This window comes from Prochlorococcus marinus str. MIT 0919 (genome assembly GCF_027359375.1).
Lineage (GTDB): Bacteria > Cyanobacteriota > Cyanobacteriia > PCC-6307 > Cyanobiaceae > Prochlorococcus_D.
This window is the reverse complement of sequence record NZ_CP114779.1, coordinates 1,685,185-1,697,666: the sequence shown is the minus strand read 5'-3', so window position 1 is coordinate 1,697,666 and position 12,482 is coordinate 1,685,185. Positions and strand designations below refer to the sequence as shown.

General features: G+C 38.7%; 14 protein-coding genes. 5 read left to right on the top strand and 9 right to left on the bottom strand.

Annotated elements, in window-relative coordinates; translation table 11 throughout:
- Positions 1–109: 109 nt before the first annotated feature.
- Positions 110–1,000 carry a ferredoxin:protochlorophyllide reductase (ATP-dependent) iron-sulfur ATP-binding protein gene (bchL, locus tag O5635_RS09255; protein WP_036901162.1) on the top strand — a complete coding sequence of 297 codons (891 nt, stop codon included), beginning with the start codon at positions 110–112 and terminating at the stop codon, positions 998–1,000.
- A 14-nt stretch (positions 1,001–1,014) separates the two neighbouring features.
- Here the strand turns inward: bchL and O5635_RS09250 are convergent, their stop codons facing one another.
- The 3 genes from O5635_RS09250 to psaM form a co-directional block, all read right to left on the bottom strand.
- The gene (locus O5635_RS09250; RefSeq protein ID WP_036901163.1) at positions 1,015–2,028 is read right to left on the bottom strand and encodes a protochlorophyllide reductase; all 1,014 of its coding nucleotides are present in this window, start codon (positions 2,026–2,028) and stop codon (positions 1,015–1,017) included.
- A gap of 72 nt (positions 2,029–2,100) precedes the next feature.
- On the bottom strand, positions 2,101–2,526 hold the full coding sequence (locus tag O5635_RS09245) for a hypothetical protein (protein ID WP_036901164.1): 426 nt from the start codon (positions 2,524–2,526) through the stop codon (positions 2,101–2,103).
- 58 nt (positions 2,527–2,584) lie between these two features.
- Complete coding sequence (gene psaM / locus O5635_RS09240; protein WP_036901165.1) at positions 2,585–2,689, bottom strand: photosystem I reaction center subunit XII; 105 nt, start codon at positions 2,687–2,689, stop codon at positions 2,585–2,587.
- A 235-nt stretch (positions 2,690–2,924) separates the two neighbouring features.
- Here psaM and O5635_RS09235 point away from each other — a divergent pair, with 235 nt between their 5' ends.
- Positions 2,925–3,623: a lipoyl protein ligase domain-containing protein gene (locus O5635_RS09235; protein WP_052042839.1), complete on the top strand. Its 699-nt coding sequence runs from the start codon at positions 2,925–2,927 to the stop codon at positions 3,621–3,623.
- Here the strand turns inward: O5635_RS09235 and O5635_RS09230 are convergent.
- Positions 3,590–4,849, bottom strand: a complete 1,260-nt coding sequence (locus O5635_RS09230; RefSeq protein WP_269607537.1) for a site-2 protease family protein — start codon at positions 4,847–4,849, stop codon at positions 3,590–3,592. The two genes, O5635_RS09235 and O5635_RS09230, sit on opposite strands and share 34 nt — an antisense overlap.
- A gap of 77 nt (positions 4,850–4,926) precedes the next feature.
- Here O5635_RS09230 and O5635_RS09225 point away from each other — a divergent pair, with 77 nt between their 5' ends.
- Positions 4,927–5,583: a phosphoribosylanthranilate isomerase gene (locus O5635_RS09225; RefSeq protein ID WP_036901168.1), complete on the top strand. Its 657-nt coding sequence runs from the start codon at positions 4,927–4,929 to the stop codon at positions 5,581–5,583.
- A gap of 88 nt (positions 5,584–5,671) precedes the next feature.
- On the opposite strand, the gene O5635_RS09220 is transcribed toward O5635_RS09225, so the two are convergent.
- From O5635_RS09220 to O5635_RS09200, 5 genes are all read right to left on the bottom strand, one after another.
- Positions 5,672–6,379 (bottom strand): SDR family oxidoreductase, encoded by a 708-nt coding sequence (locus tag O5635_RS09220; RefSeq protein WP_036901169.1) that lies wholly within the window; start codon positions 6,377–6,379, stop codon positions 5,672–5,674.
- A 28-nt stretch (positions 6,380–6,407) separates the two neighbouring features.
- Positions 6,408–7,397 carry an acetyl-CoA carboxylase carboxyltransferase subunit alpha gene (locus O5635_RS09215; protein WP_036901910.1) on the bottom strand — a complete coding sequence of 330 codons (990 nt, stop codon included), beginning with the start codon at positions 7,395–7,397 and terminating at the stop codon, positions 6,408–6,410.
- Positions 7,398–7,420: 23 nt separating this feature from the next.
- A complete protein-coding gene (locus O5635_RS09210) occupies positions 7,421–8,464 on the bottom strand; it encodes a long-chain acyl-[acyl-carrier-protein] reductase (RefSeq protein ID WP_269607533.1) in 1,044 nt (347 codons plus the stop codon).
- A gap of 158 nt (positions 8,465–8,622) precedes the next feature.
- Positions 8,623–9,351, bottom strand: coding sequence for an aldehyde oxygenase (deformylating) (locus O5635_RS09205; protein ID WP_036901171.1), 729 nt, complete (start codon positions 9,349–9,351; stop codon positions 8,623–8,625).
- Positions 9,352–9,422: 71 nt separating this feature from the next.
- On the bottom strand, positions 9,423–10,256 hold the full coding sequence (locus O5635_RS09200) for a creatininase family protein (protein WP_036901172.1): 834 nt from the start codon (positions 10,254–10,256) through the stop codon (positions 9,423–9,425).
- Positions 10,257–10,331: 75 nt separating this feature from the next.
- On the opposite strand from O5635_RS09200, the gene O5635_RS09195 reads away from it, so the two are divergent.
- Positions 10,332–11,582, top strand: coding sequence for a S1 RNA-binding domain-containing protein (locus tag O5635_RS09195; protein ID WP_036901173.1), 1,251 nt, complete (start codon positions 10,332–10,334; stop codon positions 11,580–11,582).
- On the top strand, positions 11,582–12,478 hold the full coding sequence (locus O5635_RS09190) for a Tab2/Atab2 family RNA-binding protein (protein ID WP_036901174.1): 897 nt from the start codon (positions 11,582–11,584) through the stop codon (positions 12,476–12,478). The genes O5635_RS09195 and O5635_RS09190 overlap by 1 nt, the downstream gene beginning before the upstream one ends.
- The last annotated feature ends 4 nt before the right edge of the window (positions 12,479–12,482 follow it).

Genomic DNA, 12,482 nt, shown 5'->3' with positions numbered 1-12,482 from the left:
GCTTTCATAAACATTCTCTAAAAGAGATATATCGAATTACTCAAACAGTTACCAAGCGCTCATCTTCCTGCTTGAATGTATATATAACCAGTTCAGAAAAAGAAACTTAATGACTACAACCTTAACTCATCACCCAGATGGTGAAGGCAGTGTTCAAGTAAAGCTAGACCCTAAAGTTAATATTGAAGAGGGTGCTTTAGTAATTGCTGTTTACGGCAAAGGTGGTATTGGCAAATCCACTACCTCATCAAACCTTTCTGCCGCATTTTCGAAACTAGGCAAGAGAGTTCTTCAGATTGGATGCGATCCAAAGCATGACAGTACTTTTACCCTTACGCACAAAATGGTGCCAACGGTAATTGACATACTAGAAGAAGTTGATTTTCACAGCGAAGAGCTTCGTCCAGAAGACTTTATGTTCAAAGGCTTTAATGGAGTTCAATGCGTAGAAAGTGGTGGTCCACCAGCAGGTACAGGATGCGGAGGATATGTAACTGGTCAAACAGTAAAGCTTCTAAAGGAACATCACCTTCTTGAAGATACTGATGTCGTGATATTTGATGTACTTGGAGATGTTGTTTGCGGAGGGTTTGCCGCTCCTCTTCAACACGCTAACTATTGCTTGATTGTCACTGCAAATGATTTTGATTCAATCTTTGCAATGAATCGAATAGTTGCAGCAATAAATGCGAAGGCAAAAAATTATAAAGTACGCCTTGGAGGGGTAATAGCGAACCGTTCTGCTGAGTTAGATCAAATAGAAAAGTTTAATGAAAGAACTGGCTTAAAAACAATGGCCCATTTCCGTAATGTAGATGCAATACGTCGTTCTAGACTAAAAAAATGCACAATCTTTGAGATGGACTCCAATGAAGAAGGCGTGCAAGAAGTTCAAAATGAATACCTATCATTAGCTCGAAAAATGATCGAAAATGTTGAACCTTTAGAAGCCGAGCCCTTAAAGGACCGTGAGATTTTTGATTTACTAGGTTTTGACTAAGAAAAACTTATTTTTCAACTCAAACCAACTAACTGCATTGAAAATTTCCAAACATTTTTAGCTGTTTTACTATCTGTTATTCGATCTGACAATTGCTGAGAAAATTGCTGTCTATTTTTATTCTGACGATTTCCCCAACTCCAATGGACACCTGAAACTGCAAATTCAGGGTTAGCAACAACTTGCGCAACTCTTTCTCCAGCCAATGTTTCAGTTACAAATCCACCCGTTATGAATCTTTGAAAAAAAGGAAAGAGCCATTGAAAAATCTTAGGCGTGTTTCTAAAAAGCTTAGTATTTGCAACACAACCTGGATAAAGAGAACTAAATAATATTGAAGAATCCTTAAAGCGTCGATTTAATTCTTGGATTGTGACCATATTGCAGAGCTTGCTATCTTTATATGCTTTCCCAGGCTTAAAACGCTTTCCACTTGCCATACTTATTGGGTCGCGGAATCCTTGCTCGAATCCTGACAAGTCACCCAAGTCAGCTGGGGCTGGTATTGGAATCTTCCCACCAAGCTCCTTGTAATTAGCAGTTACAGTTCCAAGCATCACTAATCTTGGAAACTCAACTCCCCAAGATCTACCTTTCCAAACTGGTCTTTTTGACTGGCTTAAATTCTCTAGTAAAAGCTGAATCAATAAGAAATGACCAAAATGATTTGTAGCCATTGAAAGCTCATACCCTTGAGCAGATCTCTTGGGCTTAGAAAGTCTTGGCATATAAACAGCAGCATTACACACTAAGGCATCTAGTGGTTCTTCCAATGAAGCCAAAAGGTTCTCGACACCTGTTCGTACACTTTCTAAATCACTCAGGTCCATATACATATGCTGAAGCTGGCGTGGACGACCAAATGGCAAACCAAGTTTTACCGCAGATGCTTCTGCTCTTAATGGTGATCTGTTCACCGTAATAACTTTCCAGCCAAGTTCCAGCAAAGCCTTAGTAGCGTATAGTCCTACTCCAGATGTAGTTCCCGTAATTAAAACTGTTCCTGGAGCAGCTTGTGATGAAGACATACCTCGCAAATCCCTTGATTACTTAGTCAACTACGAAGTCCTTCCAAAACCATAGAATTTTAGGAATACTTTTCAACGCCAAATAACTCTCATGCTATTAGGCAAAATCCATTGGTCCTGCTCTTCCATAAAGCGTGACTTACCCCCAATAGAAAAAAGGCTATCAAATCTATAATTTAATTTTCCAAGCCTTTGATTTTCCAATCCAACCAATCTTGATATCTCTAGATTTCGAAGAACCCTTTGATGGGAAGCAAAACCTAAATTAAACAAACTTGCTAAGCCGATAGATAAAAGACCTAATTTCATCAAAAGAGCTATCAGGCTATAGATCAATAACCTATTTTCTTCTTCTATTTCAAAAGCTGATGCCAAGCTCATTGCATCATTAATTTTATAATTTTTGGATAGGTAATTTGCTGACCTTCCAGAAGAAGATTTAACACCCTTTTGTTTCCTTTTGGTAATAGGTTGAGGAATTGGGAGTGGTTGAGCCAAAAATTAACAGCAAGCATTTACCTGCTTCTATCGCAAAGAGCAGGAAAATGCCAATTAATTAAGCTTTTCCAAGACTGATGCCTAGTCTTAAAGCCAGTATCCCTGCATGCATCACAACTACCAGGCAGAGACCAGCAAGATCAATTGTTGGTGATGGAGTCATCGAATAACCTAAAACTTTTTACTATTCTCATCGCAATTGGGGATAAATGGGAAATTTTGCAAAACCCTGTCATGCATTAATGCATTTCATCAAGGTTTCTTGCTATAAAAATTTCATAATTCCCTGAAGCAATGGAGAGAATTACAAAAACCCCTACTGAAATTTATTTGCAGTTCTCGATAAAACAGTGAAAGGTCTTTTATTTAACTCCCCTATTTTAGATGGCCCATGTCAAATGGCCACAGATATGTTAATGCTTGAAAAAGTTGCAAGTAATAATGAATTAACCCTCTTAATTCGTTTTTATAAATGGTCTGGTGGTCCTTGGCTGTCAATTGGCCGCAATCAAAAGGAACTTCCCAAGAAATGGCTGAATTTATATCATAAAAAAGTAATAGATATAGTGCGCAGACCAAGTGGCGGCAATGCTGTTTTACATACTAATGGTTTAACTTATGCTCTAGCTTGGTGTTCACCACCTAGAAAAAAACATCAAGCATACTTTGAAGCTAGCAAGTGGATAACTAATTGCTTTAGCCAACTAGATGTAAATTTAAAATTTGGAACTATAGCTAGTAAGAATGTTAATGAAAATTGTTTTGCCTCATCAACAAATGCAGATCTAATCGATGAAAAAAATTCCAAAAGAGTAGGAAGTGCGCAAGCATGGCGCAAAGGCAATTTACTTCAACATGGTGAAATTCTCTTACAACCTGATGAAGAAATCTGGGCGGAACTCTTTAATTCAAAACCTCCTGAGCCAATTAATGCAGAAATAACCTCATTTGAATTAGAAGATTTATTGGTTGAGTCCTTTATTGCACAATGGCCAGATATTGATTTACATAAAACTAATTTCAGCCTTCAGGATATTGCCAAAGCAAAAGAAAATTCTAAAAGTTATTTTTTTGAATTGTCCAAATTAGATACTTGAACCATCCCGTTACTGACCATATCGTCAACTAATTTCTTTAATGATATCCCAAGAGGATAAGAATTTTTGTGTCTTGCTGCTTCTAAAAATGCTTTAGGAAGTTTAAGTCCAATACGACTAAAGACAGCATCGCCAATATCTGCTTTATCTAAAGTACCTGAAGGCAGACCAGCTGAATTAAACACCAATATTCTTGTGCAGTTTTCTTTTGCCAAGGCTAAAACTGCATGCCAAATAGGTTCTTTCTCAGATATCGAAGGTAATTCTTTAAGAGGCCTTAGGTATTCCGATAAAAGGTACTTTTCCCAATCTTGTACAGGGATATTTTTCAATACCTTCTCTGTCAAGTAACCAACCCATCTCCCACCACTACATATAAGTAACCATTCATCAAAATTTTTATCTCTGGAATTATCTAAATGCAATTGACTAATACTTTTCAAGGTCTCGCTTGCCTCTAAAACTCTAAAGTTTTTTCTGGCTGCTTGACTAACTTTTAATTCCAATAATATTTCCTCTAAAGCAAATATTTGATTCTGTGAACGCGCTGATGCTAAACCAAACCAGCCGATAACTATCAACCATAACCCGCCTAAGCCACCCGACTTAAAGCAAATAAAACTCCCACAAAAAATTGCAAATATAGAAAGAGTTCTACTTGAAGAATTTGCAAATTTCAACCCTTTACGCTTACTACCTGTAAAGTACCAGACCAGTGAGTTGAGAATTATTCCTCCATCTAATGGTAAGACTGGTAACAAATTAAACAAAGCCAAGATAAGATTTATAGTCCCTACTTGAACTAATAAATTAGATACTATTTGACTTGAATTGGGAAATAAATGTAAAGAGCTAAAGCATATAAATGCAAGAAAAAGGCTTATCACTGGTCCAATAATGGCGACCCTGAAGCATGACATAGCCGTTTCGCATTGCTTCTCAATTCGAGTACCGCCACCAAATAAGAAAAGATTAATACTAGTCACTTTTATCCCTTCCCTTAGTGCCATGAAAGAATGTCCTAATTCATGTAGAACAACTGATAAGAACAGAAGTGAAGAGGTCAAAAGGCCTATGGACCAAGTCAATAAAATATGTTCTTTTGTATCCAAAAGGGTTTCTATTTGCTGCTGTGAAGCAAAGGTAAAAACAAAACCGATAAACAACCAACTTGGATGAACCCTTATAGGGATCCCACGAATCCTCATAAACTCGATGAACTGCAAATTCGCACCTCCATATAACTTAAAGATGTTGAACGGTTTCCCAATCCTATAAAGAAGTCCATTTATCGTCTTTAACAATGAAGGTTCAATTAAAACCAGCGATCAAAATCTGCGGTGTCACAAAAAAAGAACAGGCTCTAAAAATAGCCTCCCTAGGGACAGATGCTATAGGAGTTGTAGGAGTGAATAGCTCTAAACGTTACTTAGAAAACAAGCAAAGAAGAGAACTTTTTCAAGCTCTTGAGCAATATTTCCCTGATATAGAAAGAGTGTGGGTGGTAAGCAACCCATCTGAAAAAGATATTTCAGAATGCCTGACAGGGGAAGGATGTCCTTCTGTTATTCAACTTCACGGCAAAGAATCTTATGGAATTTGCAAAAGATTTAAAGAGAAGTACCCAAAAGTGAAATGGTGGAAAGCATTACGTATTCGTCAAAGAAAGCAACTGCTTCTTGCTGAAAGCTACCAGCAATTTGTAGATGCAATACTTTTTGATACATGGAGTGCTAAAGAGCTAGGAGGAACTGGGAAAAGACTTCCTCTTGAATGGTTTAGTGATGTCAACTTTCAGAAACCTTGGTGGTTAGCAGGAGGAGTTTCTGCAGAATGGGTCCCAGAGATTCTTGCAAAAGCCAATCCATATGGAATCGACGCATCTAGTAAAATAGAAAAATCACCAGGAATAAAAGATATTGAGCAAGTTGAGCTTCTAATAAAATCAATCAAGAATTAGAACGATCCGGGATCTTTAGCCACTTGACAATAAAAACCAAATATTCTTTAAAAATCACAAAAGTTAAAATAGGAAACTTTAGAAAAAGCTAAAAAGCTCCAGAAGCTGGCATTAAAGTCATGTCTTCTATTACCTGCTTTGATGGTTGTTGAGCTAAATGAAAAAGTTCAGCAGCAACTTGATCTACCCCAATCATCAACTCCCGATTAAAATCAGCCTTAACGTCATCTGAATCCCATAGACTCGAATTAACAGATCCCAAGGTAAGAGTGCAAGCTCTAATAGAATTGATTTTTTCCTCTTCAGAGAGGCATTTAGTAAAGCTAACTAATGCCGCTTTGCTAATGCAATAGGCACCCCACTGTGGAAATGCATTTCTAGAAGCATGACTGCTTACATTAATAATGAGACCTCCATTAGCTCGCATTAAAGGAACAACTGCTGAACAAACTTGGAAAACACTGGTCAGATTGACTTGCATCAAACAATTCCACTGCTCAAGTGGCATTGAAATCAATTCACCTGTCCAAGCAATGCCAGCATTGTTTATTAATACAGATGGGCAGAGGCCATTCTTCAATAAGCCTGATATACCTGGAGCGATTTGATCAGGTTGCGACAAATCCAACGCCTTAAAAAAAACCTTGGAACCTGAACAAGAAAGTTCTTCGGATAAAGTTTTTAATTTCTTTTCGTTGCGGGCTACTAAAAGAAGATCCCAGCCTGATTTTGCAAATAATTTTGCTGTAGCTTCTCCAATGCCTTTGGATGCACCTGTAATTAGTACTGTTGGCAAATCAATTTTTAAAATTAATAGTATAAATCTAATTAATTACCTCTTCATTCGAAGTGCTTGGCTCTAAAAATCTACCCATTTGTCTAAATTTCTCATAACGTTTTTCTCTTAATTGTTTCGCAGTAAGAGCATCAAGATCTCTCAGATTACGAGCTAATGCTTCTTTTAGCGCTTCGCCTGCCTGTAAAGGTGCCCAATTATTCCCCCCAGAAGGCTCTTTAATAACTTCATCAACTATTCCCAAAGCCATTAAATCGTCACCTGTAATCTTCAATGCCAATGCTGCTTCAGGTGCTTTGGCTGCGTCCCTCCAAAGTATCGAAGCACATGCTTCAGGGCTTGCCACTGTATAAACACTATGTTCAAACATCAATAATTTATCTGCGACACCAATACCTAATGCACCCCCTGATCCACCTTCACCAATAACTGTTGCTATAACAGGAACCCTTAATCGAAACATTTCCCGAAGGTTGACCGCTATAGCCTCTCCTTGCCCTTGCTCCTCTGCTAGTAGGCCTGCATAAGCACCTGGAGTGTCAATGAAAGAGATAATTGGCAGATTAAAACGATCTGCATGATCCATTAACCGTAGAGCTTTTCTATAGCCCGATGGTTTTGCCATGCCAAAATTTCTTGCCACATTCTCTTTAGTGTCTCTACCTTTTTGCTGACCAATGACAAGAACCGCTCTTTCATCTATACGCGCAATACCACCTATCAAAGCCTTGTCATCACTGGAGTTCCTATCTCCATGCAACTCTATCCAGTCATCACAAAACATTTGAATATAATCAAGCGTGCTAGGTCTTTGAGGATGTCTGGCAACTTGTATTTTCTGTGCTGGCGTCAAAGCTTTAAATATTTCATCTCTTCTTCTTGCAGCCAGAGTTTCTAGTTGAAGTAATTGTTGGCTCACATCAACTTCTGAATCTCTGGCAAGTTCTCTAATTTGGTCTATTTGCTTTTCGAGCTCAACAAGTGGTTTCTCAAATTCCAAAAGGTAACGACGCGCCATGAAAACAAATGCAAATTGCAGGATCAAGCAATGGCTGCCTGAAGACTGGCCTCATTTAGGCCTAACACAGAAAAACCATGCCTAACTGAGGCTTCTCCGATAAAGTCCATTTTTTGAAGGGTGATGTTATTCCTTCCCCAGCTGAAATTGGTATGACATTCTTCAAACTCTAAAAGCATTGCTTCTGCGAAACAAGCGAACATTTGCCTTTGAGGCTTATCCATTGCAGCAAGCTCCATCATATTCCAGCCGATATCTGTAAAGAATTCGACTATCCCCCCTTTTAAGACATGAATGCCTGACCCATTGAACTTGGAATCTAGATTCTTAGGATATCCACCATCAATCATCAAACAAGGATTCTTTAATGTAGATCTATCGATTTCCAAAGTCTTTGGCAAACTAGCAACCCAAATAATTGCATCAGCCTGAGGTAAAGCTTCTTCCAGGTTAAGTATTTGGCCTCCACCAAGATCCTTTTGAAGATCTTGTAAAGGCTTCTGTTGCCTAGCAACTAATAAAAGCTCTGCAACCCCTGTTCTTTCAGACAACCATCTGCAAACTGCACTACCAATGTCTCCAGTTGCCCCCACTACAGCGACACGAGCCTTTCTCAGATCAATTCCTATAAGGGGTGCATTGATTTCCAACTGCCTGCAAATAACCCAAGCAGTATGAGTGTTGCCAGTAGTAAAACTTTCCCATTCAAGAGTGGTATTTCTTACTTGTTTGTTCTGCAGAAGATTAAAATTTTCAAAAATTATTGATGTAAAACCCCCTAAGGCGGTGATATTGATGCCTTTCTTTTGAGCAAGTTCCATAGCATTTAAGACCTTTCTTCTTGCAGTTTTAAAACGACCTAGCATCTCTGGAACAAAACAAGAATCTATATAAGCTCCTTCAATACGCTTACCTATAGCACTTACAACATTTACATGCTCCACAAGTTGAGGAGGGGCACTACACCAAACATCAAGGTCTCCCTTGGCAATATGTTCATATCCCAAGCCTTTTGCCTTTTCTTTGGCATCATCAAAACTTGTTGAATGTCCGATTAGTCCAAACATTATTTAGATCAAAAATACAAATCGGAATTATCCCTATTAAGGGTAGCTTGAGACACTAGCTCATCATGTACAAAGTAAAAGGATCTATTCCTATTAATTAACTTAGAATAAATACAAACAAAAGAAATTTTGACTTAGCAATCTTTAAATTGAAGTCTTCATACTATCGCTGCTAAAGCCATCCTAGCTATTTCTCTTGAATCCAAGCCCATTTCTAATAAAGAATCCTGATAAGCAATCATAAATTCCTCCATTAGTTCCTCCTTATCCATTTGAAGCACTTCTGCATCTTCCGCAACCTGATCAAGCATTGACTTGATTATTGGCAAATTCTCTTTGTTTGCCTTTATCAACTCCTCCTTACAAGTCTTAAGATTGGCCTTTAGCCATTCTTGGCCATAGTTGAGATGTAAATACTCGTCTTTTACAACTCCCTCAGTAATTTTCTTTGCAAAGGGGTCAGCGACACGTATATAAACGTGATATGCCGAGATAGCAAAAGCCTCTATAAGAATGGCTTGAATTAAGAAGCATGTAGTGATTTTTTCTTCTTTTAAAGCCTTCTGAAAATTCCCATGCAAACGAGAAAAGAATTCTTTGGCGAAAGGCATGTCAGCAATAACACCAAGATTTTTGCCGCAAGCTGTAAATCCCTTCATATGTCGCATTTCCATGATTGCAAGCTTTTTAAGCTCCTCTGCCTTCTCAGGAATAAGAGTTCCTATTGATACATAGTTGTCATGGGCTTCCTTCTCCCCCTCTATAACAATCGCATTGATACGACTGTAAGCATCTTTATATTTTTCGGAAGTGAAGTCAGGCAAGCTTTCCGCATTACCAGCTAAATCACCAATAACCGCAACCTTAGAAGATTCAAGAGTTTGCATAATTTTCTTCTAATTAAATTTGTCAATATGAGGAACTTTACATAACTAATCAAAAAATGTGCAGCAATTTATCAGTCCTTATTGCTATTTGAACTTTTTAGAGGGTTTAAAGGAGGCCAATCACTGTTCATCAAATTTAAAAAAAGCTTAGTCCAATGATCTATCAAGGCTTCTTGCAACCTTTCCCCCAGTTCATAGTTTGCCCCTCTGCTATCACCCACAACCCCTGTAGAACTGATGTCTTTCGTAAGCCATGCATATGGTGCAGCGCCTTCTAAACTCCAGCCTTCTGGAATAGGAGGTTTTGGGAAAGAATTTTCATCACCGTCAAATGGTCTGGCATTACCAACCAATTCAGATTGCAGAGAAAGCATTAAACTTGTTTCTGCTAAAGCGGCATGAAGCCCTTCCTCTACTTCTCTGTTAGGGAGCAAATCCTTTAAAGCCTCTACACCGCTCCATAAGAAACAAGGCAAGACAGCCATAAATGGACATTCTTTCCTTAACTGTCTTGCGATTGTTTGCAAAAGTCCTATCTGACCACCATGAGCGTTAAAAAAAATTAATCTTTTAACTTTCATCAAAGCAAGCTGATTACCAATCTCACTGACAAGGCCCAGCATCAAATCTGCTGAAAGAGTAAGTGTTCCAGGGAAACCTGTATGTTCCGGAGAAAAGCCTATTTCCTGAGGAGGAAGCATCCAAATAGGCATCTCATCAGGCAATCGATTTAAAACCTCCGTAAGGATTCTTTCAGCAAACAAAATATCGGTATTCAAAGGCAAATGAGGTCCATGCTGCTCACAAGCACCAAATGGCCAAACCAAAGTAGATCCCTCTTTTGAAGCTGCTTGAGAAGCTTCGGGCCAACTTAAATAATCAAAACGTCGAAATTTAGAATTAATTGAAATCGCCTCCTTTTAGAGAATTAATTTAACGTTGCCTGCAAGAATGACTCATTGACAACCCCCCAGGGGAATATGGCTGAACCAGGAAGCACTCAACCAAATAGGCCTAACCCGCCCTCAAAGGCCCCGCGAAATGCGCGCAAACCTTTGCAGGTAATGCATATCAGTAGAAAGGAAGAGCAAGAAAATCTTCAAAAAGAAGAAGAAGAACGCATAAACAATGAGTACATAAATGCTCCAAAAAACGACGTTCCTCAGAACCTTCAACTACCAAAATCGCCAACAAAGTTATCAAATTCTGATAACAAAACTTATTCAAACGAATTAGAACTTGAGTCTATAGAAAATCTTTCGATGGCTGATCTTCTTGAAAAAGAATCCATTCAGTCAGAAAATTTCAAAGAAGCTAGTTTTCTTGAAAGGAGTGTCGATGATTTTGATTTTGATGAGGATGCATTTTTAGAAGCTTTAAATGAAAACGAGCCTGTAGGGGCAACGGGAGAAATCGCAAAAGGATCCGTAATAGGTGTTGAGAGTGATGGAATCTATGTAGACATAGGTGGAAAAGCACCAGGGTTTATGCCTAAAAACGAATGCGGGCTAGGTGTAATTACAAATCTAAAAGAGCGTTTCCCGAAAGGACTGGAAGTTGAAGTGTTAGTCACTCGTGAACAGAATGCAGATGGGATGGTCACTATTAGCTGTAGAGCACTTGAACTGCGAAAAAGCTGGGAGAAAGTAATGAAACAAGAAAAAGCTGGAAAAGTTACAGAAGTAAAAATTAATGGTTTTAATAGAGGAGGTGTTACTTGTGACTTAGAAGGTCTGCGAGGCTTTATACCTCGCTCTCAACTTGAGCAAGGTCAAAACCATGAATCGCTAGTAGGCAAAAGCTTTAAGGTTGCCTTTATAGAGGTAAATCCAGATACAAGAAAACTAATTCTTTCTGAAAAGAAAGCTGTAATTACTGCAAAATTTGCAGAATTAGAAATTGGCCAAGTTGTTGAGGGGAAAGTTTTAGCAATTAAACCTTATGGTTTCTTTATTGATTTAGGTGGTATTAGCGGACTTTTGCATCAATCAATGGTTACGAATGGCAGCATAAGATCTTTAAGAGAAATTTTTGTTCAAGGCGAATTAATCAAAGCCATTATTACTGAACTCGATCCGAGGAGAGGGAGAATTGGCCTAAACACAGCGATGCTTGAGGGCATTCCAGGTGAGATACTTGTAGAGAAAGAGAAAATTTTAGCTGAAGCAGAAGAACGCGCAAAGAAAGTAAAAGACCTTCTCAAAAAAAATGAAGACAATACATCTGAATAATGGATTTCACTCAAACCAAAGCGCTCCAAAAAGGCAAATCAGCAGATTGGGAAGTTGACTTTTACTCTCGACCAATCATTGAGGCTGATGGCAAAAAAAGGTGGGAACTACTGATATCAAGCAGTCAAGATATCTCAAACGAAGAAACTTTTCGCTGGGAGAAACAATGTCCTGCAAGTGAAGTCAATTCAATATGGCTTTCGACAGCACTAGAAGAAGCACTCAGAGAAGCCAAAAAACAAGGGTGGGGGCCTCCTCAAAGAATTAGGTCTTGGCGAGCCTCTATGAAGACTATGATAAAGAAAGCAGCTGAATCATTGGGCCTAGAGGTTAAAGAGAGCAGAAGAACATACTCTTTGCTTGATTGGCTTGCAGAAAGAGAAAAGACAGTCTATCCAAATCTCCCTGGCTATATGGCTGGCCCTATAGCTCCTCCTCCTGCAAGGATCCTTAATACTCCAATACCCCTCCCAGAAGCGCTAAGAGGAGACGCTTGGAATTTTGCTTCACTTGATCTCGAAAGCCTTAGAGACTCCAAAGACTGGCCGATAGAATTTAAAGGGCTTTTGCCAATCAGACCAAAGCTTCAACCCCTGGTCCCTGTTCCTGGCTTACGCCTATTTAGCAAGAATCGATCTTTCGCTTTGGCAGCCTGGCTTAGTGGTATAGAACCAGTAAAACTAGTTATAGAAGAGAATCAATTAATACTAGAAGCTGGGCAAGAAGACAGATGGCTTGTTACAGACATGAGCAAACTAGACTCAGAAAAAGCACAAAAAGACCTCCTAAGTTCAAAAGATCAACTAGATGGGCTTCAATTTATTGCAATTCAAAGTTCCCCAGAAGAAGAGAAATTTTCTGGTTTTTGGATGCTTAGAGATCATTCGATAACTTAGGTCT